Consider the following 23,334-nt stretch of genomic DNA (forward strand, 5'->3'; position numbering starts at 1 on the left):
GGTGCTTCAGATTGTTTCGAGGCGGGAATTCAGTGGCGGCGCTTGAAGGTCACGGACGGCAATTCGCCGAACTGCTGGCGATAGCTTTCGGAGAAACGCCCGAGGTGCAGGAAGCCGTAGTCGAGCGCCAGTTCGGTGAGGTTGCGCACCGGACAGCTCGGATCGTTGAGGCAGGCATGAATGCGTTCCAGCTTGCGCTGGCGGATGTATTGCATCGGGGTCACGCCGAGCTGGCGTTCGAACAGCGCGTACAGGGAGCGCGAGCTCATGTTTACCTGGGCCGCCAGGTGTTCGGCGGGCAGATCCAGCTTCAGGTTGCGCTCTATATAGTCGAGGATCCGCTCGAAACTGACGCTCGGCGAACTCAGGCATTCACGGCTGACGTTGGTGTTCATCAGCGAAATCAGTTTGCTGCCGACGATCTGCGCGTAATGCTCCTGCACCCGCAGCAACGGGTCGCTGGCTTCGGCTTCCTGGCAGATCATGCCCAGCAGGCTGGTAAACCCTTCCAGCTCGTCGAGCCGGTAATGATTGCGCAGGAACCGGATGCCCCCGGCAGGATGCAGCCAGCGCTGTTCGTCGCACACCGATTCCAGCACGCTGACCGGCACCTTGAGGATGAACTTCTCGCAATCGTCGGAATAAGTCAGGTCCACCGGATCGTCCGGGTTGATCAGCAGCAATTCGCCCGGCACCAGATGATGCTCGCGCTTGTGCCCGCGCCACAGGCAGTTGCCTTGCAGCAGGACTTGCAGGTGATACACGGTTTCCAGCGCCAGCGACGTCACGCGCACGCTGCCGCCATAGCTGATGCGGCACAGATCGAGATCGGCGAGTTTGCGGTGATTGAGGCTGGCTTGCGGGTGGGTGGTTCTGGACAGGCCGATGAAATGCTGGCCGACGTGCTGGTTCACATAGTCGGAGACGGCATACGGGTCAGCGTGGCGAAACACGCTGCTGCGGTCGCTCAGCAGGCGGCTGTCCATGGGCAAGGCACTCGATCTTGTCGTTATGGTGATGGTCGCGGTTTGCGCCATCACCGGTCACAGTACGCCGGCGTGGCGGATCGGGCAATTGGACGAAGGTTTGGCTGTCCGGTGATCGAACGGTTTCAATCACCGCGCTTTCGTCGGATCAAAGCAGACTCCACGACACCCCGACATACATCGCCATGCCCTCACCCGGCGTGGAGCGTGCGGCGTCCAGACCTTTATCGTCATAGCCCGGCGTAACTGTAGCGGCGTAGTGTTTGTCGGTCAGGTTGCGCATGTCCAGCCAGGTCTGCCAGTCGCCTTTCGGTGCGTTGTAACCGAGGGTCGCGCCGAAGGTGGCGTAAGGATCGGCGTAATAGCTGTTGGCGTAATCCACTGCGGTTTTCGAGACCAGTTGCGTGTTGATGGCGGCAAAGAACCCCTGCGGGAAGTCGTAGCGCAGTTCGCCCTGGTAGTAATGCATCGGCAGGCCCGGCAAGCGGTTGTCGCCGAAGCGGTCGTCGTCGCGATAGTGGAAGTCGCTGAAGGTATAGGCCTGGCGCAGGCTCAACTTGCCGCCATCGTTTGCTGACCACAGGTTGCTGAGCAGGCTGGCTTCAATACCTTGGTGCACGGTCGGGCTGGCATTGAGTTCGTAAGGCGTTGTGGCGTTGGCGTCCGGCAATACCGAGAGCAATTCGTGGCGCACTTGAGCGTAGTACCAGGCCAGGCTCCACTCGCCCAACGCGCTGTCGCCACGGCCGCCGAGTTCCAGGGTGGTCGCGGTCTGGTTCTGCAGCTTGACCGGGTCGCGCTGGGTGCCGGTGGCGGCGCCGCTGCCGGCCGGGAACCGTACGTTGGAGCTGTAGATCAGCGACCACGGATGCGGCGCTTCGACCGAACGGCTCAGGTTGCCGAACAGTTGCAGGTCCGGCGTCACCTGATAGCGCAGACCCAGACGTGGCGCATAGTCCCAGTCACCGAGGCTGGTCTTGCCGCCACCTTCCGGGTAGGTCACGGCGCTTTCGCGACGGGTGTAGATCGCGGCGAGGCCGGTGGTCAGCCACAGGTCGTCGGCGATTTCCAGGTCGTTGCCCACGTGCAGGACAGAATCCGAACCCTGATAAGTGAAGTTGCGCATATGCGTGCCCGGAGCATAACCAGCGGTGTTGCCGCCGGGAATACGCACCAATTCGCTGGCCCCGTCGTTGGGCAGGTGTTTGGTCACTCGCAGGCCCACGGTGCTGTTGCTCTCCATCCCCCAGAGAGTGTCGCGGCGCTTGTAGTCGAACGTGCCGCTGACATCGGTGTACGCCACCTTCAGGCGATTGGGACCTTCGCGCAGGTCCATCGGGTAATCGTGATAAACCAGACCGGTCTGGATGCTCGAATCGTCATCGATGTAGTACGTGGTCTTGTTACCGATGAAGGTGCTGCCAGGCTGGTCGCGGCTGTCGTTGCGCGTCACGTAGGCCGGGTTGGCCGCGCGCGGATCGTGTTCGATGGAATGTTTGGTCACCCGGCCGGCAAGGTCGTTGTCGGTCTCGCGGTGACGAATGTAGAAGCGGGTTTCCAGATTCGGATTGAAGCGATAACCGAAGTTGGCGATCACGCCCTGACTCTTGCTGGCGGTGTGATCCTGATAACCGTCGGAATGCGCATCGGTCATCGACAGGTAGTAATCGAAATCGCCCAGCACCTGACCCGAGCTGACTTGTCGCTGGGCATAACCGTGGCTGCCCATGACATAGCGCACATTCAGCAGTGGCGCGTTATAGCCGGTGTGGCTGACGTAATCGACGGCGCCGCCGAGGGCCAGCGCACCGCGATCAAATCCGTTGGCACCGCGCAGGACTTCTACATGGTCGAGCCACAACGGCTCCAGTAATTCGTAAGGCGTGCCGCCGGGGCCGGTCAGCGGCAGGCCGTCGAGCATCGTGTACAGCCCTGATGCGTGGGCGCCGGGGGCACGGTTGATGCCCGAGCCACGGATCGAAATCTTCGTCCCTTCGTTGCCCGCCGACTGGGCATAGACACCCGGCTGATACGCCAATACGTCCTGATTGCCCGCGACCCGGCCCTGCAATGGCTGGCGCATATCCACCACGTTGCTGCCACCCGGCACCTCGGCCAGACGCGCCTTCGCCTCTTCCACCGACGCATCTTCACCGCTCTGATCCTCGGCCCCGATCAGCACTTGCCCCAGTTCCATGCCCTGAGGCTCGGCTTCGACGGGACAAGCAAGGGCCAGCCCCAGCAAGGCGGCGGGCAGGGTTTTGAGCGAAGGCATCGGGTGAACTCCAGACAGGCGGGAACGGACAGTGACAACTGCGACGTATGAAAGAACGAAGGAAACACATGGCGATTTGGTTTTTTGTCAGGTAAACAGGCCTGTGGTTTTCCAACAGCAATCAAACAAGGGAGCGTCTGAGGTGGCTGAAGAAGTGCTGAAGTCCAGGCTGGCCAATTTTCTCGTGCCCGGCGGACTCTGGGTGGGTGGGAAAGTGGTGATCACGCCGTCCGGGATTCGTATGAGTGCCAATGCCATGAACCGCGCGGTGCCCGGCGGAGTTCTGGACGTTGAAGTCCCGATAGCCACGATTCGCAAAGTCACTCTGGAGGGGGGATTCATTACCCGGATCGTCAGTCTGGAGACCGACAACGGTTACGTTTACTTCCGTTGTTTCGGAGCGAAGGCAATGGCCGGGCTGATCACAAAACTGTACGTCGCACACACGCTGAAACGAGCGGGCTGATCGCCCACCGAAACCCGCTCATTGCTCTGTCGCCTGCCGATACTGACGCGGGGTAAAACCGGTCGACGCCTTGAACTGGCGGGTGAAAGCACTGTGATCGGTGTAGCCGCATTGCAGTGCCACCTCGGTGATCGGCAGTTCGGTATGCAACAGGCGATGGGCATGTTCCAGTCGCACTTTCTGAATCATCTGCCTCGGCGTCAGGTGGAACACCCGTTTGCAGTAACGTTCCAGTTGCGCCACCGAGATACCGGCGATCCGGGTCAATTCGCCCAGGGTCACCCGACGATTGAAATGCGCGCGGATGTGTTCGTCGACCGCCGCCAGGCGCTGAAACGCCGGGTGGGTTTCGCTGGCCGATTGCAGGTCCACCGAAATCCCCGCGAGGCCGATGATCTCGCCGTCGCGGTTGTACAGCGGACGCTTGTGCGTCAGGCACCAGCCCGGTTCGCGACTGCCGTATAGATGCAACTCCAGCTGATCCTCCAGCACCAGTCCCTCTTCCAGCACCCGCCGGTCCTGCTCGGTATAACCCGGTCCCAGTTGCGCCGGAAACACCTGCGCACTGGTTTTGCCGAGCAGCGGTTTCAGGTCTTTCAAACCGCAGCGCTGCACCAGCGTGTGATTGGCCAGGACGTACCGCGCCTGCACATCCTTGATGAAAATTGCCGCGTTCGGAATCACGTCGAGCATCGGCAACAGCGGCGCCACCCCCGCCAACAGCGCCTCGAGGGTGTGGGGGCGATTGTGCTCATCGCCCTGGCACAGGATCGCAAATGCGTTCTGCATGGTGACGGTTTTCCCCGGTGAGTGGATCGGGCTGAGGCGTTCGCGTGCAGATTGCAGCAACGTTCGAAGCGTGTCGAGCGCCGCTGGCTTTCTTCGCAACTGTGCCGATTTCGTCATTCAGAGCTGCACAAAACATCAATCGCCCGACGCCCGATGAGTTCACTGTTTAGCCGTTCCAGTGACTCACACCTGCCTATCCAATAACTCACAAGAAGGCGATGCCATGTCAGGCCAAGGCAAGTTCAAAAAACAACTTTCATTGATCGACCTCACCTTTATCGGACTGGGGGCGATCTTCGGTTCCGGCTGGTTGTTCGCGGCCAGTCACGTGTCGGCGATTGCCGGGCCGGCCGGGATTTTTTCCTGGTTGCTGGGCGGGTTCGCCGTGTTGCTGCTGGGCATCGTCTACTGCGAACTGGGCGCGGCATTGCCCCGCGCTGGCGGTGTGGTGCGTTACCCGGTTTACAGCCACGGGCCGCTGCTCGGTTACCTGATGGGATTCATTACACTGATCGCGTTTTCCAGTCTGGTGGCGATCGAGGTGGTTGCCTCTCGCCAATACGCGGCCGCCTGGTTTCCGAGCCTGACCAAGGCTGGCAGCGGTGATCCGACCTTGCTCGGCTGGCTGGTGCAGTTCGGTCTGCTCTGCGTGTTCTTCCTGCTCAACTACCGCAGCGTGAAGACCTTCGCCAAGGCCAACAACCTGGTCAGCGTGTTCAAGTTCATCGTGCCGCTGCTGGTGATCGGCGTGCTGTTCACCTTCTTCAAACCGGAAAACTTTCAGATCCAAGGCTTCGCCCCCTTCGGGCTTTCGGGCGTCGAGATGGCGGTCTCCGCCGGCGGCGTGATCTTCGCCTACCTCGGCCTGACCCCGATCATTTCGGTGGCCAGCGAAGTGAAGAACCCGCAACGCACCATTCCGATTGCGCTGATCCTGTCGGTGCTGCTTTCCACCGCCATCTACGTATTGCTGCAAGTCGCCTTCCTCGGCGGCATCCCGACCGAACTGCTCGCCAATGGCTGGGCCGGTGTTTCCAAGGAATTCGCCCTGCCGTACCGCGACATCGCCCTGGCGCTGGGCGTGGGCTGGCTGGCGTATCTGGTGGTCGCCGACGCGGTGATCTCCCCCAGCGGCTGCGGCAACATTTACATGAACGCCACGCCCCGGGTGATCTACGGCTGGGCGCAGACCGGCACGTTCTTCAAGGTCTTCACCCACATCGACGCGAAGTCCGGCATCCCGCGTCCGGCGTTGTGGCTGACCTTCGCCCTATCGGTGTTCTGGACCCTGCCGTTCCCATCGTGGGAAGCGCTGATCAACGTGGTATCCGCCGCGCTGGTGCTGAGCTATGCCGTCGCCCCGGTGACCGTCGCCGCGCTGCGTCGCAATGCGCCCGACATGCCGCGCCCGTTCCGGGTCAAGTGCATGGGCGTGCTGGGGCCGGTGTCGTTCATCATCGCAGCGCTGATCGTTTACTGGTCGGGCTGGAACACCGTGTCCTGGCTGCTCGGCCTGCAAATCCTGATGTTCGTCGTCTATCTGCTCTGCGGCCGCTTCGTGCCGACCACCCACCTCAGTCTGTCCCGGCAAGTGCGCTCGTCCGCGTGGCTGATCGCCTTCTACGCGGTGACCATCGTCCTGTCGAAACTCGGCACCTTTGGCGGCCTGGGCATCCTCACCCATCCGTTCGACACCTTGGTCGTCGCAGCCTGTGCGATGGGTATTTATTACTGGGGCGCGGCCACCGGCGTACCGGCACACCTGCTGCGTCTGGAATCGGAAGAGGATGAAAGCGAAGTCGCGTCTCCATCTCCTGCCTCCAACACCAATCCTCGCGCTGCCGGCGCTTACTGAAACCACTTAACGGGACCTGTCCATGAAACGAGTACACGTCATTGATTCCCACACCGGCGGCGAACCCACGCGTCTGGTGATGAAAGGCTTTCCCGACCTGCCCGGCCGCACCATGGCCGAGAAACGCGACGCCCTGCGCGACCAGCATGACCAGTGGCGCCGCGCCTGCCTGCTGGAACCGCGCGGCAACGATGTGCTGGTGGGTGCGCTGTATTGCGAACCGGTGTCGCCGGACGCCACCTGCGGCGTGATCTTCTTCAACAACGCCGGTTACCTCGGCATGTGCGGCCACGGCACCATCGGCCTCGTCGCATCGCTGCAACATCTGGGGCTGATCGCACCGGGCGTGCACAAGATCGACACGCCGGTCGGCCCGGTCAGCGCAACGCTGCATGAAGACGGCGCCGTGACCTTGGGCAACGTGCCCGCCTATCGCTCACGCAAACAGGTGGCGGTGGAAGTGCCGGGATACGGCCGCTTTCTCGGTGACGTCGCCTATGGCGGCAACTGGTTTTTCCTGGTCTCCGAACACGGCCAGACGCTGACGCTGGACAACGTCGAAACCCTGACCGACCTCACCTGGAAAATGCTCAAGGCCCTCGAAGACCAAGGCATCCATGGCGAGGACGGCGCGCTCATCGACCACATCGAACTGTTCGCCGACGACGCCGAGGCCGACAGCCGCAACTTCGTCATGTGCCCCGGCAAAGCCTACGACCGCTCCCCTTGCGGCACCGGCACCAGCGCCAAACTGGCGTGCCTGGCCGCCGACGAAAAACTCGCGCCCGGCGAGCGCTGGGTGCAGGCGAGCATCACCGGCAGCCAATTTGAAGGCCGCTTTGAATGGGAAGGCGAGCGCATCCGCCCCTACATCACCGGCCGCGCCCATATGACCGCCGACAGCACGTTGCTGATCGACGACACCGATCCGTTCGCGTGGGGCATCTGAGCCGCTGCGCTGCACTTTCAAACCCCTCTGAATGACCGTTCCAAGGAGAACAATAATGTGCGACAACATCTTCACCGGCTGCATGCCCGCCCTGATGACCCCGTGCACCGCCGCGCGCAAACCGGACTTCGATGCGCTGGTGGCCAAGGGGCGCGAGCTGATCGACATTGGCATGAGCGCCGTCGTGTACTGCGGCTCCATGGGCGACTGGCCGCTGCTCACCGAAGCCGAGCGTCAGGAAGGCGTGGCGCGGCTGGTGGCCGCCGGGATACCGACCATCGTCGGCACTGGCGCGGTCAACACCCGTGAAGCGGTGTCCCACGCGGCCCATGCGGCGAAGGTCGGCGCGCAGGGTTTGATGGTGATTCCTCGGGTGCTGTCCCGTGGTGCTTCGGCGGCGGCGCAAAAAGCCCACTTCGCGGCTATTCTGCAAGCCGCGCCGAACCTGCCGGCGGTGATCTACAACAGCCCTTACTACGGCTTCGCCACCCGCGCCGACCTGTTCTTCGAACTGCGCCGTGAATACCCGAACCTGATCGGTTTCAAGGAATTCGGCGGTGGCGCCGACCTGCGCTACGCCGCTGAAAACATCACCTCCAAGGATGATGACGTGACCTTGATGGTCGGTGTCGACACCCAGGTCGTGCACGGTTTCGTCAACTGTAACGCCACCGGCGCCATCACCGGCATCGGCAACGCCCTGCCCCGCGAAGTGCTGCAACTGGTGGCCCTGAGCAAGCAGGCTGCCAAGGGTGACGCCAAGGCGCGGCGTCAGGCCCGTGAGCTGGAATCGGCGCTGGCGGTGCTGTCGTCCTTCGACGAAGGCACGGATCTGGTGCTGTATTACAAACACCTGATGGTGCTCAACGGCGACAAGGAATACACCCTGCATTTCAACGAAACCGATGCCCTTAGCGACTCACAGCGTCGTTACGCAGAAGCCCAGTACACGTTGTTCCGTCACTGGTACGAAAACTGGTCGGCGCAGCAGAACTTCGCCTGACCTGCCGCTGCGTTCAAGCCCGCCGCCCCCACGGCGGCGGGCCTTTTCGTGACCTGTTTTATTGATAAGGAATGCGCCATGACTCTGACGGGCCAACTGCTGATCGGTCAGCAAACCCTCACCGGCGACCGCGACGTCATCCACGGGATCAATCCCGCCACCAACTTGCCTTTGGAGCCGGGCTACGCCGGCGGCTCTGCCGAGCATGTCGAGCAGGCCTGCGCACTGGCCTGGGCGGCGCTCGACCGTTATCGCGAGACATCGCTCGAGGCACGGGCCGAATTCATTGAAACCATCGCGGGCGAAATCGAAGCGCTGGGCGACGAACTGATCGACCGCGCCCTGGCCGAAACCGGCCTGCCGCGCCCGCGCCTGCTGGGCGAGCGGGGCCGCACCTGCCAGCAACTGCGCTTGTTTGCCCGCACCGTGCGAGCCGGTGAATGGCTGGATGTGCGAGTCGACAGCGCGCAACCGCAACGCCAGCCGATGCCGCGTTCGGATCTGCGGCAGCGCCAGATCCCACTGGGCCCGGTGGCCGTGTTTGGTGCGAGCAACTTTCCACTGGCGTTCTCGGTGGCCGGTGGCGATACCGCTTCGGCACTGGCCGCCGGTTGCCCGGTGATCGTCAAGGCCCACGGCGCCCATCCCGGCACCAGCGAGTTGGTCGGACGTGCAGTGGCGCGGGCGGTGAAGGCCTGTGGTTTGCCGGATGGTGTGTTCTCGTTGTTGTACGGCTCCGGTCGTGAAGTGGGGATTGCGCTGGTCAGCGATCCACGGATCAAGGCAGTCGGCTTCACCGGTTCGCGCAGTGGCGGGCTCGCGCTGATCAAAGCGGCACAAGCCCGGCCCGAGCCGATTCCGGTGTACGCGGAAATGAGTTCGATCAATCCGGTGTTGCTGTTTCCGGCAGCCCTGCAAAATCGCGCCGAGGCATTGGCCCAGGGTTTTGTGGCTTCGCTGACATTGGGCGCCGGTCAGTTCTGCACCAATCCCGGTCTGGTCATCGCCCGCAAGGGGCCGGCGTTGGACGCCTTTATTGGCGCCGCCAGCGAACTGATCCAGCGCAGCCCCGCGCAGACCATGCTGACGCCGGGGATCTTCAACGCCTACGAATCCAGCGTGAATGCTCTCGCGGAAAATACCCGGACGCGCATTGCCGCCGTCGGCCAGCGCGCGACGGATCCGAATCAGGGCCAGGCCCATGTGTTCGTCACCGACGCCGCTGACTTTCTCGCCGACCACACCTTGCAGGCCGAAGCCTTCGGCGCCGCGTCCGTGATCGTGCAATGCGCCAGCGACGCTGAGATCCGTCAGGTGCTCGAACAGCTGGAAGGCCAACTGACCGCCACGTTGCACCTGGATGACGAGGATCTGCAACAGGCCCGCGCATTGCTGCCAACCCTGGAGCGCAAGGCCGGACGCCTGCTGGTCAACGGTTGGCCGACCGGCGTTGAAGTCTGCGATGCGATGGTGCATGGCGGGCCGTTCCCCGCGACCTCCGATTCGCGCACCACCTCAGTGGGCACGGCGGCAATTCTGCGTTTCCTGCGCCCGGTCTGCTATCAGGATTTTCCCGACAGCCTGCTGCCCACCGCGCTTAAACACGCCAATCCACTGTCGCTGCGTCGATTGCTCGATGGCCAAAGGGAAACCGCGAAAAATGCCGAATAACCCGCACGACATCGCCGTGGTCGGCGCCGGTATCATCGGCGTCGCGAGCGCCTTGCGCCTGGCCCGTCAGGGCTTGCGGGTGGTGGTGATCGACCCGCAGGAACCGGGCCACGGCGCCTCGTTCGGCAACGCCGGGCACCTGGCGACCGAGCAGGTGTTTCCGATTGCCGACCGCTCGATCCTCAAACGCCTGCCGGCCATGCTCATGGACCCGATGGGGCCGCTGCGCCTGGACTGGAAATACCTGCCCCGGGCCCTGCCCTGGTTTGCGCGGCTGTTGCTGAACCTGCGCTCGGCGCCGTTCCAGCGCACCGTTGCCGGGTTGCGCGCGCTGAATGAAAGCTCGCTCGACGCCTGGCACCACTTGCTCAAGGACATCGAGCGCCCCGAGCTGTTGAAGATGGAAGGTTCGCTGCTGGTGTTCGAACGACCCGACTCACGCCCGGCACTCGAAGCACTGCAGCGACGCATGCAACAGCAGCAGGTGCCGGTCGATTGGTGGAAGGCCGGTGCGGTACGCGAGACCGCGCCGCAACTCAGCGAACAGATTCAGGGCGGACTGTTTTTCCCGAACACCGGGCACTTCATCGATCCCTACCGCGTCGTGCGTGAGTTGGTGGAAGCGGCGAAAGCCAGTGGCGTACAGTTTGTGAAACAGGCCGTTCAGGGCGGGCAACTGCACGAACATGGCGTCAGCCTGATGACCGGAACCGGCACCCTGTCCGCTCGCCAGGTGTTGATCGCCTGTGGCGCCCACTCGGCAAAACTCACCGCCGCACTGACCGGTATAAAAGTCCCGCTGGACACCGAGCGCGGCTATCACCTGATGCTGCCCCACGAACACAACCGGCTGCCTTTCCCCGTCACCTCGCTGGAACGCAAATTCATCATGACCCCGATGTCCGACGGGCTGCGCCTGGCCGGCACCGTCGAATTCGCCGGCCTCGACGCCCCTCCGACCATGGCCCGCGCCTGGCAGTTGCATCGATTGAGCCAAGGGTTGTTTCGTGAGGACTTGAGTGTCGAGGCAGCCACACCGTGGATGGGCTTTCGACCGTCGCTGCCGGATTCGTTGCCGGTGATTGATCGGGTGTGTGACGGGAAAGTGCTGCTTGCGTTCGGGCATCAGCATCTGGGACTGACGCAGGCGGCGGTGACGGCGGAGATGGTTGGGGGGATGGTGTTGCCATCGGCGCAGGACACGGCTCGTATTCTGCCGGGGCGCGAGCCCTATCGGCTGGATCGCTTTTGAGTGGCCGTCTATCGGGCGCCCTGCTGATATTCACGGGGCGTACACCCGAACTCTCGACGGAACACCGTGTGCAGGTACTGCGCGGATTTGAAACCGCAACTGCGGGCAACGTCCGCAATCGGCGTGTCGGTTTTTTCCAGCCCACGAGTGGCCGCCGCCAGTTTGAAACGCAGAATCTCGTCATGCACGCTGCAACCACGCACCGTGCGAAAGTGCGACTCCAGCGATGAGCGCGACACGCCGACATAGGCCGCCACTTGCGCGGTCTTGATGCCCTGGCAGGCATATTGGCGGATGAACAGCAGCGCCTGCATCACATAGGGGTTGCCCAAAGGTTGATGCAAGCTCGACACCTGGACGTTGATCGCTTCGGGCGGGATCAGGACATGCGCGCCCGTTGACGGTTTGCCGTGCAGCATCTGGTGCAGCAGTTGCGCGGCGGTGCGGCCCATGGTTTCAGTGCCCTGGATCACCGAACTTAGCGGGACCCGGGTCAGGCTGCGAGTCAGCGGGTCGTTGTCGATGCCGATCAACGCCACCTGTTCCGGAACGGCGATTCCGGCGGTCAGGCAGGCTTGCAGCAACTGCCGGGCGCGGGCGTCACTGACCGCGATGATGCCAATGGGTTTGGGCAGGCTTTGCAGCCAGGCGATCAACTGTTCGACGGCGCTGTCCCACAGCGGCGCGCTGGTGCCCATGCCGCGATAGACCTCGCCGTGCAAGCCGTCCCGTTGCATCAATCGTAGAAAGGCCTTTTCGCGCTCCTGAGCCCAACGATTGGCCTGCGCCTCAGGCAGGCTGAAACAGGCAAACCGTTGCAACCCGGCCTCGATCAAGTGCTCGTAAGCCATGGTGATCAGCGCGCTATTGTCGGTCGCGACGTACGGGATGCCTTTGGGATAGGCCCGCTCATCTTGATAAGAACCACCCACCGCTACCACGGGCAACTTGATATCGGCCAGCGCCTCGCCAATCAGCGGATCGTCGAAGTCGGCGATGATCCCGTCACCTTGCCAACGCTCGATACCTTTCAAGCGGCAGAGAAAATCCTCTTCCAGAAACAGGTCCCAGGACGCGCGCGTGCTGCTCAGGTAGTTGCCGATGCCGCTGATGATGCCGCGGTCATAGATCTTGCTCCCGTTGAACAACAGGGCGATGCGGTGAACAGGCGGTACGGTTTTCATTGTTTTCAGGCTTGTTCCGGGCCCCTTGCCGTAGAGGCGGTTTGCACAGACTAGGCGCGCAAAGGGCGAATCTCAATACGCAAAATCGCACTGCGTGTTGGTGATTTTCGTAATCGGCAGGCACAGGGCCGTTGCTAGTATCGGGACACGCCCCAAGAACAACAACCGAGAACAACAACCAAGAACAACAAGGACATTGCCAATGCCGTACTTCCCCGATATCGAGCGGATTCGCTACGAAGGTCCTGCCAGCGATTCTCCCCTTGCCTTCCGCCACTACGACGCCGACAAAATCATCCTCGGCAAGCCCATGCGCGAACACCTGCGCATGGCCGCCTGTTATTGGCACACCTTTGTCTGGCCGGGCTCCGACGTGTTCGGCGCAGGGACGTTCAAGCGCCCGTGGCAACACGCCGGCGACCCGATGGAACTGGCCATCGGCAAGGCGCAGGCCGCGTTCGAGTTCTTCTCCAAGCTGGGTATCGACTACTACTGCTTTCACGACACGGATGTCGCCCCCGAAGGCCACTCGCTGAAGGAGTACCGCAACCACTTCGCCCAAATGGTCGATCACTTGGAACGCCATCAGGAAGAAAGCGGGATCAAGCTGCTGTGGGGCACCGCCAACTGCTTCAGCAATCCGCGCTTTGCCGCTGGCGCCGCCAGCAACCCGGATCCTGAAGTGTTCGCCTGCGCCGCGGCCCAGGTCTTCAGCGCCATGAACGCGACTCAACGCCTCAAGGGCGCCAACTATGTGTTGTGGGGCGGTCGCGAGGGTTACGAAACCCTGCTCAACACCGACTTGAAACGCGAGCGCGAACAACTGGGCCGCTTCATGCGCATGGTGGTCGAGCACAAGTACAAGATCGGTTTCAAAGGTGACCTGCTGATCGAGCCCAAACCGCAGGAACCGACCAAGCACCAGTACGATTACGACAGCGCCACCGTGTTCGGTTTTCTCCAGCAGTTCGGTCTGGAAAAGGAAATCAAGGTCAACATCGAGGCCAACCACGCGACCCTGGCCGGTCATAGTTTTCATCACGAGGTGGCGACGGCCGTCTCGCTGGGGATTTTCGGCAGCATCGATGCCAACCGCGGCGACCCGCAAAACGGTTGGGACACCGATCAATTCCCCAACAGCGTCGAGGAGATGACCCTCGTCACCTATGAAATCCTCAAGGCCGGCGGTTTCGGCAATGGCGGGTTCAACTTCGATTCCAAGGTGCGCCGCCAGAGCCTCGACGAGGTCGATCTGTTCCACGGCCACGTCGGCGCCATGGACGTCCTCGCCCTGTCGCTCGAGCGGGCCGCCGCCATGGTCCAGAACGATCAGCTGCAACGGCTCAAGGACCAACGCTATGCCGGCTGGCAGCAGCCCTTCGGCCAGTCGGTGCTGGCGGGTGAGTTCAATCTCCAGTCCCTGGCCGAGCACGCCTTCGCCAACGAACTGAACCCGCAGGCCGTCAGCGGTCGGCAGGAAATGCTCGAAAACGTCGTCAACCGGTTTATCTATCGCTGATCGCCAATGGGGACTGCGGGCGCTGTGACATTTGCGCGACAAATCTGTAGTCCGTTTCGCCTACTGATTCTCTACAGTTCCACCAGCCCGATATTCATCGTCAGGCCGTGTCTTTCAAACAAAAATAAAAGGACGCACCACCATGAAGAATGTAAAACGCACGCTGCTGGCCAGCGCCCTGGCGCTGTTGTCGTTACCGGTTATGGCCGATGCTGCCCACCCGAAAATCGGTTTCTCCATTGATGACCTGCGGCTGGAACGCTGGTCACGGGACCGGGATTACTTCGTTGCCGCAGCGGAAAAAATGGACGCCAAGGTCTTCGTGCAGTCGGCCGATGCCAACGAGCAGAAGCAGATTTCGCAAATCGAAAACCTGATTTCCCGTGGCGTCGATGTCATCGTCATCGTGCCGTTCAACGCTACCGTGCTGACCAATGCCGTTGCCGAGGCGAAGAAAGCCGGGATCAAGGTCGTGTCCTATGACCGCCTGATACTCAACGCCGATATCGACGCCTACATTTCCTTCGATAACGAAAAGGTCGGCGAAATGCAGGCCAGCGGCGTGTTGCACGCAGCGCCCAAGGGTAATTACTTCCTGCTGGGTGGCGCGCCCACTGACAACAACGCGAAAGTGTTGCGCGAAGGTCAGATGAAGGTGCTGCAACCGGCCATCGACAAGGGCGATATCAGGATCGTCGGCCAGCAATGGGTAAAGGAATGGAACCCGACCGAGGCGCTGAGCATTGTGGAAAACGCCTTGACCCGCAACGACAACAAAATCGACGGCATCGTCGCCTCCAACGACGCCACGGCCGGCGGCGCCATTCAGGCCCTGGCGGCTCAGCAACTGGCCGGCAAGGTGCCGATCTCCGGGCAGGACGCGGACCTCGCAGCGGTCAAGCGGGTCATCGCCGGCACTCAGACCATGACGGTGTACAAGCCGCTGAAACTGATTGCCTCCGAAGCCGCCAAACTCTCGGTGCAACTGGCGCGCAACGAGAAACCCGCCTACAGCTCGCAATACGACAACGGCAGCAAAAAAGTCGACACCATCCTGCTCACCCCGACTCCGTTGACCAAGGACAACATCGACCTGCTGGAACAGGACGGCTTCTATACCAAGGCGCAGATCGCCGGACAGTGACACTCGTTGAGTGATGTCCCCGCAGGCGTTCTGCGCCTGCGGGATCAGTCCCGTATCTGCCGCTTGTGAGTCTCTGCCATGTCCGACTTTCTGCTGCAAATGAACGGCATCGTCAAAACCTTCGGCGGTGTCAAAGCGCTCAACGGCATCGACCTCAAGGTCAGGCCGGGTGAATGCGTCGGGCTGTGCGGCGAGAACGGCGCCGGCAAGTCCACGCTGATGAAAATCCTGTCTGCGGTCTATCCCCATGGCACCTGGGACGGTGAAATCCTCTGGGACGGTCAGCCGCTCAAGGCGCAGTCGATCAGCGAAACAGAAGCCGTCGGTATCGTCATCATTCACCAGGAACTGACGCTGGTGCCCGACCTGTCAGTGGCCGAAAACATTTTCATGGGTCATGAACTGACGCTGCCGGGTGGACGGATGAATTACCCGGCGATGATCCATCGCGCCGAAGCGCTGATGCGTGAACTGAAAGTGCCGGACATGAACGTGTCGCTGCCGGTTTCGCAGTACGGCGGCGGGTATCAGCAACTGGTGGAAATCGCCAAGGCCCTGAACAAACAGGCACGCCTGCTGATCCTCGACGAACCTTCTTCCGCCCTGACCCGTTCGGAAATCGAGGTGTTGCTGGACATCATCCGCGACCTCAAGGCCAAGGGTGTCGCCTGCGTCTACATCTCGCACAAGCTCGATGAAGTGGCCGCTGTCTGCGACACCATTTCGGTGATCCGCGACGGTCAACACATCGCCACGACCGCCATGGCGGATATGGATATTCCACAGATCATCACCCAGATGGTCGGTCGGGAAATGAGCAGCCTCTACCCCACCGAACCCCACAACATCGGCGAGGTGATTTTCGAGGCGCGCCACATCACCTGCTACGACGTCGACAACCCCAAACGCAAACGGGTCGACGACGTTTCGTTCAGCCTCAGACGCGGGGAAATCCTCGGCATCGCCGGGCTGGTCGGTGCAGGCCGCACGGAGCTTGTGACCGCGCTGTTCGGCGCCTACCCAGGTCGCCACGAAGGCGAAGTCTGGCTGGACGGCCAACTCATCGACACCTGCACGCCGCTCAAATCAATCCGCGCCGGCGTGTGCCTGGTGCCCGAGGACCGCAAGCGTCAGGGGATCATTCCCGACCTGGGTGTCGGCCAGAACATCACCCTGGCGGTGCTGGACAGTTTCTCGAAACTGACCCGCATCGACGCCGAAGCCGAACTGGGCAGCATTGATCGGGAAATTTCGCGCCTGCACCTCAAGACAGCGAGCCCGTTCCTGCCGATCACCAGCCTATCCGGGGGCAATCAACAAAAAGCCGTGTTGGCGAAGATGCTGCTGACCCGGCCCCGGGTGCTGATTCTCGACGAGCCGACCCGAGGGGTGGACGTCGGCGCCAAGTACGAGATCTACAAGTTGATGGGGATGCTGGCCGCCGAAGGCGTGTCGATCATCATGGTGTCTTCGGAACTGGCCGAAGTGCTCGGCGTTTCCGACCGCGTCCTGGTGATCGGCGAAGGCCGGTTGCAGGGCGATTTCATCAACCGCGAACTCACTCAGGAACAGGTGCTCGCCGCCGCACTCAGCCAGCCTGACAGCCATAACAATAAAGCTCGGAAATCCGCGTAAATGAATCAGGTCAAACAACTCTTCACCCGCTACAAGATGCTCGCACTGGTGTTTGCCGTGGCGTTGATCTGGCTGTTCTTCAGCTGGCAGACCGAGGGCGGATTCCTGACACCACGCAACCTCTCCAATCTGCTGCGCCAGATGTCCATCACCGGGATCCTCGCCTGCGGCATGGTGCTGGTCATCATCAGCGGCGAGATCGATCTGTCGGTCGGCTCCTTGCTGGGCCTGCTCGGTGGCGTGGCAGCCATTCTCGATGTTGTCTATCACATACCACTGCTGGCGAACCTGAGCCTTGTGGTGGTGTGCGGACTGCTGATCGGCCTCGCCAATGGATACATGGCTGCTTACCTGCGCATTCCGTCGTTCATCGTGGGGCTGGGAGGCATGCTGGCTTTTCGGGGGATTTTGCTGGGAATCACCGGGGGCACGACCATTGCGCCGGTGTCGCCGGAACTCGTCTACATTGGCCAGGGTTATCTGCCCCATACGGTCGGCGCGGGTCTGGGCGTACTGCTGTTCGCACTGACGTTGTTACTGACCTGGAAACAGCGACGCAATCGCGCCCTTCATGGCCTCGCGGCACATTCACTGGCGCGAGACGTGGCACGCGTGTTGCTGATCGGCGCGGTGCTGGCCGGTTTCGTCCAGACCCTCAACAGCTATGACGGCATTCCCGTGCCGGTCCTGCTTCTGCTGATCCTGCTGGGCGGCTTCAGCTACGTGACCAGCCAGACCGTGTTCGGCCGACGCGTCTATTCCGTGGGCAGCAACATGGAAGCGACGCGTCTGTCCGGCATCAATGTGCAGGCCGTGAAGCTCTGGATCTTCGGGATCATGGGCGTGATGTGCGCCCTCGCCGGCGTGGTTAACACCGCGCGCCTGGCCGCCGGCTCACCCTCGGCCGGCAGCATGGGCGAACTCGACGCCATCGCCGCCTGCTTCATCGGCGGCACCTCGATGCGCGGCGGTTCCGGCACAGTCTACGGCGCCCTCCTCGGCGCCCTGGTCATCACCAGCCTGGACAACGGCATGTCCATGCTCGACGTCGACAGCTACTGGCAGATGATCGTCAAGGGCAGCATTCTGGTGTTGGCGGTTTGGGTGGATGTGAGTACGCGGACCGGGCGGCGGTGACAGGCTGCAAGTGACGGTTTCGTCGACCCTCGAGCTAAAAATGAAGTCATCTCTGAAAATGCAAAAAGCCTGCTTTTGAAGGCAGGCTTTTCGTTACGCCTGGAGCTTTCCGATATCTAGGAAGGCATCAGCCAGTGCCGTTCAGTGGTCCACCCGAGAAAAACCTTACAACCCTCCCGCTCTTGGTGAGCCAAAGTCAACCGACATCCACATACCGCCATGCGCAACCCGATCATGGCGGGAAGAAATCGCCCCTGAAATGCACTGGGTTGAGCGGCAAAGTGCACTTCAATGTTTCCAAGCACACTCTCCAATCGAGACTGATCCAGCATCGACAGGTAAAACATCATCTGGCGCCACGCATACGCTGTGTTCTTCAACATGACCAGACGTGCGTGGTAGAGCTTGATCTGCATCTGCTGCCGACTGCATATCCATTTGAAACATGCTTCGGCCATTGAGCCCAAACGATCATGTAACAGCGTCTTCAGGTCCAGATCATCAAACAGGATTGCCAGATTTTGCGTGGTCAATATTTGTTGCTGTTCGATGATCGTGCCGTTGCTCGCTGGACTCCATCTACCGATGTCGGCATTCGCCCGCCGCGCGCACAAACCAGCCAGCACACCACTGTTGTTTCGTGAATCCCGCTGCTTGGGTAGTGCAGCCAACTCATCCATATCGATATCGTAATAGCGTGCGTAAAGAGACCCGTCCATCAACCGGACTGAACGCTTGGCAGCCTTTACGAACTTGCCGGAGAAAGCGCCCATGAAAATATCAGCCGCGATTTCCTCTACGAAGGGAAGATCCAGCTTGGCCGATTCGGCAAGCGAAGAAAATTCCTGAAGCAACTTGTTGGGCAGAATGGCCTGAGGAAATGCGGTAAGGGTCAACGCGGACGCTTCGACCAAAGCCTGCCTGGCACCTTCAACCGCAAGAGCACCCGCCTCGTATTCGGTTTCCAGGGCTTTCACCCAAGGCAAATCATCGACTCTCACCTGACGCTGCATGTTCAGCAACAATAGAGAGCGTCGACGCCTGAACGCACGATAGGTAGCGACAGACAGTGCCCGCAGCGCTACGTCTCGATATCCGGCGCTACAGATTTGCGCCGTCATCGCCGGCAGCACTTTCGCGACTGTATCTGCGGATGTGATGACGCCATGGTCAATCAACTCTGCAACCGTTCCCTTTCGGCAACGTTCGAGGCGTTGACGAATCGAAGGAGGAATGGTCTCTCCCACCTTCAACGAGTAAGCCTTAGCCTCTTCGTCGGTGATGGGCGTCAGTAACGGGGCGAAATCAGAGATGCCTTCCGAGACTGGATATCTCGCCAGTCGCACGGAAGCAGCCTTGGCAATCAGATGGTGTGCCGAAGCTGATACGTGATGACGCTGCTGTGCGCGCTTGCTGGAATGATCTTCGGACTCAGGGTGTCCATGCTTGGCTACAAAGTCATCGACGATTCTGCGAATTCGCCCAACCTGGCGCCCCGTTAGCGATGCAGGATCGATAGAGCATTGCTTGAGCAATGCCAGCAACTCCGTCACTCGATCACTGAAATTATCCGTACGACGGGGATCAGCCTCAGTGGCGTTATCAAACTCTTTACCAAGCACCGAAGCACGCTCGAACCACCCTTCAGAGTAATGCCGGCAAGGCCAACCATCGTTGTACGTCAGCAGGAATAGCGAGACCGCCGCGTCGTAGAGAGGCAACCTGCGTTCAACAACATGCTTTTGAACGGCAAGACGAGGCTGGGGTGAGAGAACGGACAGGCGCAGGCTGATTTGGCCAGCATTGAAAACTTCAACTTCAGCCATCGAGAGCGGGCGCTCGTTGGCTGCCGCGGGAAAGAAACGCACTCGTTCGAAGAAAGGCGCGATCTGCTCGATCAACGTCCTGGCTTCTTCGACGCGTTGTTGCCCCAGAAACCAGGCCACTGTCAGCAACGCGGCCTCTTCCGGTACATCTATCCGATAGTCTTCGTTCGTCAATCGCTCTTGCAGCGTTCTGACGCCTTCGTCTGAAAGATGCCACCTATTCAAATCGAGCCGTTCGTAACCCGCTCGAATGCCGGGAATCGATGACGCCAACAGGCGCTCATGAGCGGTCAGCTCGCCACCGGCCAGAAGGTTACCCGTTGCAAAGCCGCCAGTGGCCACTTCCAGCGTGATCCATTCTGGCAGGTCGGCAAACGGTGTTCGCGAGCCATACAGTGCACGGCCATGCATCAGGTTTTCGAGAACCTTTTGCCAGCGTTCGATCCGGGCAAGTGCTTTCGGACTGGCGTCGTTGTCGCGTGCAGTGAGCCCGCGAGACAGTTGAAAGTGCGCATAACCGGCGTTTATTCCGCCGAGCGCACCCGATTCATCCTCAGGCCTGGACATACTTCCTTGTGACCTACTATGTAGTGGGTCCGGGGGCTGGATTCGAACCAGCGCCCACCCGGTTAGGAGCCGAGTGTTCTACCGCTGAACTACCCCGGAACAGAGCGCGCATTGTCGATGAGTCGCGAAAGTATGTGAAGCTCGGATTCAGGGATTTTGTTGCGACAAATCTCTGATCGTTAAGCCTCCATCACTCAATGCAGCTCTTATCCAAACGTTGCACGCACAAAATCAATAAAACTCCTCAACTTCGGCGTCAGCCTCGGATCCGGCGCATACAACAGATTCATTGGCGAAACCGGCACCTTGTACTGCGGCAGCAGACTCACCAGCGTCCCGCTTCGCAGCGAATCCTTGACCAGCTCCAGCGGCAGCATCACCACCCCCAGCCCCGCCACTGCTCCGGACAGCAACGGATCGCCCTGATTAATCGTCAATCGGCTTTTAATCGGCACGTCGATGCAGCCTTCCGGGGCTTCGAATCGCAGGTGTGAGCGGCCGTCCGAATAGGCGAACACCAGGCATTCATGTTCCTGAAGGTCCCAAGGCGTGGTGATAGGTGGGCGGCGTGCAAGGTAGGACGGCGCTGCGCACAGCACCATTTGATAGGGCATCAGCGGCAGTGCCTTCAGGCCACAGTCGGCGAGTTCGCCGATGCGGAACACCGCGTCGTATCCGCCGTCCACCAGGTCGACCAGTTCATTCGACAGTGTCAGGTCCACCGACACTTGCGGATAACGAACCATGTACTCAAGCAGCTTCGGCGACAGCGAACTGACGCCGAACGTGACAGGCGCATTGATCCGCAACCGGCCGCTGGGCACACCTCGAGTCACGGCGGCCATTTCTTCGGCGGCGTCCATGTCGGCCAGAATCAGCTTCGCCCGCTGATAGAACGTGCGGCCGAAATCCGTGAGGCTTTGCTTGCGGGTGGTGCGGTTGAGCAGCGAAACGCCCAGATGCTGCTCGAGCATTTTCACTTGTTTGCCGACCATTTGCGGGGACAGGTTGAGTTCGTCCGCCACCGCGCTGAAGGAGCCAAGCTCCACCGCTTTGACGAAGGTGCCCATGAGTGTGAGGCGATCCATTGGAAACTCGTTGTTTCTAGTGTTGCGCCATCCTAGGCCTTTATCCGGAGCAGACCAAAGCCTAAATTGGCGTCCATGGCACCGGATCACGTCGGTGCAATATCATCGATAACCGAGGAAGTACAGATGGCACGCATTGTCAGGATTCATGAATACGGTGACGCGAGCGTCCTGAAACTGGAAAACGTCGACGTCCCGGCGCCCGCAGTGGACGAAGTGCAGATCGAGGTCAAAGCCTTTGGTCTGAATCGCGCCGAAGTGATGTTCCGCAACCACGCCTATCTGCAGGAAGCGGAGTTCCCCAGTCGACTCGGCTACGAGGCTGCCGGAGTGGTGGTGGCGGTTGGCGCCAACGTCAGTGAATTCAACATCGGTGATGCCGTCAGCCTGATTCCGCCGCTGGACATCGCGCGCTGGGGCACTTACGGCGAACTGGCCAACGTGCCCGCCCACCTCACCGTCAAACACCCGCAAAACCTGTCGTTTGAACAAGCGGCGGCGTCCTGGATGCAATACGTCACCGCGTGGGGTGCGCTGGTCGAACAGGCCAAATTGCAAAAGGACGATTTCGTGATCGTCACCGCCGCCTCCAGCAGCGTCGGCCTGGCAGCCTTCCAGATCGCGAAAATGGTCGGCGCCACCTCGATTGCCGTCACTCGAACCCGCGCCAAGAAACAGGCCTTGCTCGACGCCGGCGCGGCGCACGTGATCGTCAGCGACGAAGAAGACATGGTTGCAGCGGTCATGGCGCTGACCGACGGCAAAGGCGCGCGAGTGGTGTTCGATCCGGTGGGCGGCCCGTCGTTCGAACCGCTGACCCAAAGCATGGCCCGGGGCGGCATCCTGCTGGAGTACGGCGCCCTGAGCCCGGAGCCAACGCCGTTCCCGCTGTTCACCGTGCTCGGCAAATGCCTGACCCTCAAGGGTTACCTCTACACGGAGATCGTCTCCGACCCGGCCATCCTGGCGCGCGCCAAGACTTTCATCGGCGACGGGCTGGCTTCGGGTGCGCTGCAACCGATCATTGCCAGGACATTCGCACTGGATGACATTCAGGAAGCGCATCGTTTTCTTGAGGCCAATCAGCAGGTCGGGAAGATTGTCGTCACGGTTTGAGGCGACGAGCACCCTGCTCTGCTGTTTGCGGTAAAAACGACGAAAGCCTGCTTTTTTCAAAGCAGGCTTTCGTCCATCCGGCATCCGGTTATTTCTGATGCGCCGTCAGTGCGGCATAGCCGTTCATCAAGTTGCGGTAGTTCGGGATGCGCTGGGACAGCAGGTTGCCCAGGCCTTCGATGTCGTTGCGCCAGTCGCGGTGCAGTTCGCAGGCCACCGAGAACCAGTTCATCATCTGCGCGCCGGCCTGGGTCATGCGGTTCCACGCGGCTTGCTGCACGGTGGTGTTGAAGGTGCCGGAGGCGTCGGTCACCACGAACACGTCAAACCCTTCCGCCAGCGCCGACAGGGTCGGGAACGCTACGCACACATCGGTCACGACGCCGGCAATGATGATCTGCTTGCGGCCGGTGGCCTTGATCGCCTTGACGAAGTCTTCGTTGTCCCAGGCGTTGATCTGGCCTGGGCGGGCGATGTACGGCGCGTCCGGGAACATTTCCTTGAGTTCCGGCACCAGCGGGCCGTTCGGGCCCTGTTCGAAGCTGGTGGTGAGGATGGTCGGCAATTCGAAGAATTTGGCCAGATCAGCGAGCGCCAATACGTTGTTCTTGAACTCGTTTGGCGAGAAGTCCTGAACCAGAGAAATCAGGCCGGTCTGGTGGTCGACCAGCAGAACTACGGCGTCGTCTTTGTTCAGGCGGTTGTAGGTTGGAGTGCTCATGTGTGAATCCCTTTTTAGTTGTGGAAGTGCGTTTGCGTTCAAGATGGGCACAGATTACTGACTCGCCTTAAAGCGATAAATCGTCTGAAAAGCGTTTAACCGTCAACCCAAAGCGGACAATCAACTCAAACTGCCAGGCAGTTCACACAGC

General features: G+C 60.9%; 18 protein-coding genes and 1 tRNA gene. 11 read left to right on the plus strand and 8 right to left on the minus strand.

Annotation, left to right across the window (positions count from 1 at the left end):
- Positions 1-29: 29 nt before the first annotated feature.
- Together AWU82_RS09135 and AWU82_RS09140 are read right to left on the minus strand one after the other, a co-directional pair.
- The gene (locus tag AWU82_RS09135) at positions 30-986 is read right to left on the minus strand and encodes an AraC family transcriptional regulator (RefSeq protein ID WP_064381967.1); all 957 of its coding nucleotides are present in this window, start codon (positions 984-986) and stop codon (positions 30-32) included.
- A gap of 148 nt (positions 987-1,134) precedes the next feature.
- Positions 1,135-3,261: a TonB-dependent receptor family protein gene (locus AWU82_RS09140; protein ID WP_064381968.1), complete on the minus strand. Its 2,127-nt coding sequence runs from the start codon at positions 3,259-3,261 to the stop codon at positions 1,135-1,137.
- A gap of 142 nt (positions 3,262-3,403) precedes the next feature.
- On the opposite strand from AWU82_RS09140, the gene AWU82_RS09145 reads away from it, so the two are divergent.
- Positions 3,404-3,727, plus strand: coding sequence for a hypothetical protein (locus tag AWU82_RS09145; RefSeq protein ID WP_082934460.1), 324 nt, complete (start codon positions 3,404-3,406; stop codon positions 3,725-3,727).
- Positions 3,728-3,745: 18 nt separating this feature from the next.
- Here the strand turns inward: AWU82_RS09145 and AWU82_RS09150 are convergent, their stop codons facing one another.
- Positions 3,746-4,516 (minus strand): AraC family transcriptional regulator, encoded by a 771-nt coding sequence (locus tag AWU82_RS09150; RefSeq protein WP_064381970.1) that lies wholly within the window; start codon positions 4,514-4,516, stop codon positions 3,746-3,748.
- Positions 4,517-4,739: 223 nt separating this feature from the next.
- Here AWU82_RS09150 and AWU82_RS09160 point away from each other — a divergent pair, with 223 nt between their 5' ends.
- The 5 genes from AWU82_RS09160 to AWU82_RS09180 all read left to right on the plus strand — a co-directional run bounded on the left by AWU82_RS09160 (position 4,740) and on the right by AWU82_RS09180 (position 11,246).
- Complete coding sequence (locus AWU82_RS09160; protein WP_064381971.1) at positions 4,740-6,371, plus strand: APC family permease; 1,632 nt, start codon at positions 4,740-4,742, stop codon at positions 6,369-6,371.
- Between the two features lie 22 nt (positions 6,372-6,393).
- Complete coding sequence (locus tag AWU82_RS09165) at positions 6,394-7,320, plus strand: 4-hydroxyproline epimerase (RefSeq protein ID WP_064381972.1); 927 nt, start codon at positions 6,394-6,396, stop codon at positions 7,318-7,320.
- 55 nt (positions 7,321-7,375) lie between these two features.
- Complete coding sequence (locus AWU82_RS09170; RefSeq protein WP_064381973.1) at positions 7,376-8,323, plus strand: dihydrodipicolinate synthase family protein; 948 nt, start codon at positions 7,376-7,378, stop codon at positions 8,321-8,323.
- Between the two features lie 78 nt (positions 8,324-8,401).
- On the plus strand, positions 8,402-9,994 hold the full coding sequence (locus AWU82_RS09175; protein ID WP_064381974.1) for an aldehyde dehydrogenase (NADP(+)): 1,593 nt from the start codon (positions 8,402-8,404) through the stop codon (positions 9,992-9,994).
- A complete protein-coding gene (locus AWU82_RS09180) occupies positions 9,984-11,246 on the plus strand; it encodes an NAD(P)/FAD-dependent oxidoreductase (protein ID WP_064381975.1) in 1,263 nt (420 codons plus the stop codon). The genes AWU82_RS09175 and AWU82_RS09180 overlap by 11 nt, the downstream gene beginning before the upstream one ends.
- Positions 11,247-11,254: 8 nt before the next feature.
- Here AWU82_RS09180 and AWU82_RS09185 read toward each other — a convergent pair whose 3' ends face one another.
- Positions 11,255-12,430, minus strand: a complete 1,176-nt coding sequence (locus AWU82_RS09185) for a XylR family transcriptional regulator (RefSeq protein WP_064381976.1) — start codon at positions 12,428-12,430, stop codon at positions 11,255-11,257.
- A 202-nt stretch (positions 12,431-12,632) separates the two neighbouring features.
- Between AWU82_RS09185 and xylA the strand changes: the two genes are divergently transcribed.
- From xylA to AWU82_RS09205, 4 genes are all read left to right on the plus strand, one after another.
- The gene (xylA, locus tag AWU82_RS09190; protein WP_064381977.1) at positions 12,633-13,949 is read left to right on the plus strand and encodes a xylose isomerase; all 1,317 of its coding nucleotides are present in this window, start codon (positions 12,633-12,635) and stop codon (positions 13,947-13,949) included.
- A gap of 142 nt (positions 13,950-14,091) precedes the next feature.
- Positions 14,092-15,093 (plus strand): D-xylose ABC transporter substrate-binding protein, encoded by a 1,002-nt coding sequence (xylF, locus tag AWU82_RS09195; RefSeq protein WP_064381978.1) that lies wholly within the window; start codon positions 14,092-14,094, stop codon positions 15,091-15,093.
- Between the two features lie 78 nt (positions 15,094-15,171).
- Entirely contained in the window at positions 15,172-16,728 is a 1,557-nt protein-coding gene (gene xylG, locus AWU82_RS09200; protein WP_064381979.1) for a D-xylose ABC transporter ATP-binding protein, read from the plus strand.
- Positions 16,729-17,865, plus strand: coding sequence for a sugar ABC transporter permease (locus AWU82_RS09205; protein WP_064381980.1), 1,137 nt, complete (start codon positions 16,729-16,731; stop codon positions 17,863-17,865).
- Between the two features lie 116 nt (positions 17,866-17,981).
- Here the strand turns inward: AWU82_RS09205 and AWU82_RS09210 are convergent, their stop codons facing one another.
- The 3 genes from AWU82_RS09210 to AWU82_RS09220 form a co-directional block, all read right to left on the minus strand.
- Positions 17,982-20,258: a hypothetical protein gene (locus tag AWU82_RS09210; protein ID WP_064381981.1), complete on the minus strand. Its 2,277-nt coding sequence runs from the start codon at positions 20,256-20,258 to the stop codon at positions 17,982-17,984.
- 24 nt (positions 20,259-20,282) lie between these two features.
- Positions 20,283-20,357: transfer RNA gene (locus tag AWU82_RS09215), tRNA-Arg, on the minus strand.
- Between the two features lie 107 nt (positions 20,358-20,464).
- Positions 20,465-21,346: a LysR family transcriptional regulator gene (locus AWU82_RS09220; protein WP_064381982.1), complete on the minus strand. Its 882-nt coding sequence runs from the start codon at positions 21,344-21,346 to the stop codon at positions 20,465-20,467.
- Between the two features lie 126 nt (positions 21,347-21,472).
- Here AWU82_RS09220 and AWU82_RS09225 point away from each other — a divergent pair, with 126 nt between their 5' ends.
- Positions 21,473-22,462, plus strand: coding sequence for a zinc-dependent alcohol dehydrogenase family protein (locus AWU82_RS09225; protein ID WP_064381983.1), 990 nt, complete (start codon positions 21,473-21,475; stop codon positions 22,460-22,462).
- An 88-nt stretch (positions 22,463-22,550) separates the two neighbouring features.
- On the opposite strand, the gene ycaC is transcribed toward AWU82_RS09225, so the two are convergent.
- Positions 22,551-23,183 carry an isochorismate family cysteine hydrolase YcaC gene (gene ycaC, locus AWU82_RS09230; RefSeq protein ID WP_007958138.1) on the minus strand — a complete coding sequence of 211 codons (633 nt, stop codon included), beginning with the start codon at positions 23,181-23,183 and terminating at the stop codon, positions 22,551-22,553.
- Positions 23,184-23,334 lie beyond the last annotated feature (151 nt).

Source organism: Pseudomonas glycinae (assembly GCF_001594225.2).
Taxonomy (GTDB): domain Bacteria; phylum Pseudomonadota; class Gammaproteobacteria; order Pseudomonadales; family Pseudomonadaceae; genus Aquipseudomonas; species Aquipseudomonas glycinae.

Excerpts from the sequence above, each read along its gene's own strand:
- AWU82_RS09135 (WP_064381967.1), bottom strand. The coding sequence starts at position 986 with ATGGACAGCCGCCTGCTGAGCGACCGCAGCAGCGTGTTTCGCCACGCT.
- AWU82_RS09140 (WP_064381968.1), bottom strand. The coding sequence starts at position 3,261 with ATGCCTTCGCTCAAAACCCTGCCCGCCGCCTTGCTGGGGCTGGCCCTT.
- AWU82_RS09150 (WP_064381970.1), bottom strand. The coding sequence starts at position 4,516 with ATGCAGAACGCATTTGCGATCCTGTGCCAGGGCGATGAGCACAATCGC.
- AWU82_RS09160 (WP_064381971.1), top strand. The coding sequence starts at position 4,740 with ATGTCAGGCCAAGGCAAGTTCAAAAAACAACTTTCATTGATCGACCTC.
- AWU82_RS09165 (WP_064381972.1), top strand. The coding sequence starts at position 6,394 with ATGAAACGAGTACACGTCATTGATTCCCACACCGGCGGCGAACCCACG.
- AWU82_RS09170 (WP_064381973.1), top strand. The coding sequence starts at position 7,376 with ATGTGCGACAACATCTTCACCGGCTGCATGCCCGCCCTGATGACCCCG.
- AWU82_RS09175 (WP_064381974.1), top strand. The coding sequence starts at position 8,402 with ATGACTCTGACGGGCCAACTGCTGATCGGTCAGCAAACCCTCACCGGC.
- AWU82_RS09180 (WP_064381975.1), top strand. The coding sequence starts at position 9,984 with ATGCCGAATAACCCGCACGACATCGCCGTGGTCGGCGCCGGTATCATC.
- AWU82_RS09185 (WP_064381976.1), bottom strand. The coding sequence starts at position 12,430 with ATGAAAACCGTACCGCCTGTTCACCGCATCGCCCTGTTGTTCAACGGG.
- xylA (WP_064381977.1), top strand. The coding sequence starts at position 12,633 with ATGCCGTACTTCCCCGATATCGAGCGGATTCGCTACGAAGGTCCTGCC.
- xylF (WP_064381978.1), top strand. The coding sequence starts at position 14,092 with ATGAAGAATGTAAAACGCACGCTGCTGGCCAGCGCCCTGGCGCTGTTG.
- xylG (WP_064381979.1), top strand. The coding sequence starts at position 15,172 with ATGTCCGACTTTCTGCTGCAAATGAACGGCATCGTCAAAACCTTCGGC.
- AWU82_RS09205 (WP_064381980.1), top strand. The coding sequence starts at position 16,729 with ATGAATCAGGTCAAACAACTCTTCACCCGCTACAAGATGCTCGCACTG.
- AWU82_RS09210 (WP_064381981.1), bottom strand. The coding sequence starts at position 20,258 with ATGTCCAGGCCTGAGGATGAATCGGGTGCGCTCGGCGGAATAAACGCC.
- AWU82_RS09220 (WP_064381982.1), bottom strand. The coding sequence starts at position 21,346 with ATGGATCGCCTCACACTCATGGGCACCTTCGTCAAAGCGGTGGAGCTT.
- AWU82_RS09225 (WP_064381983.1), top strand. The coding sequence starts at position 21,473 with ATGGCACGCATTGTCAGGATTCATGAATACGGTGACGCGAGCGTCCTG.
- ycaC (WP_007958138.1), bottom strand. The coding sequence starts at position 23,183 with ATGAGCACTCCAACCTACAACCGCCTGAACAAAGACGACGCCGTAGTT.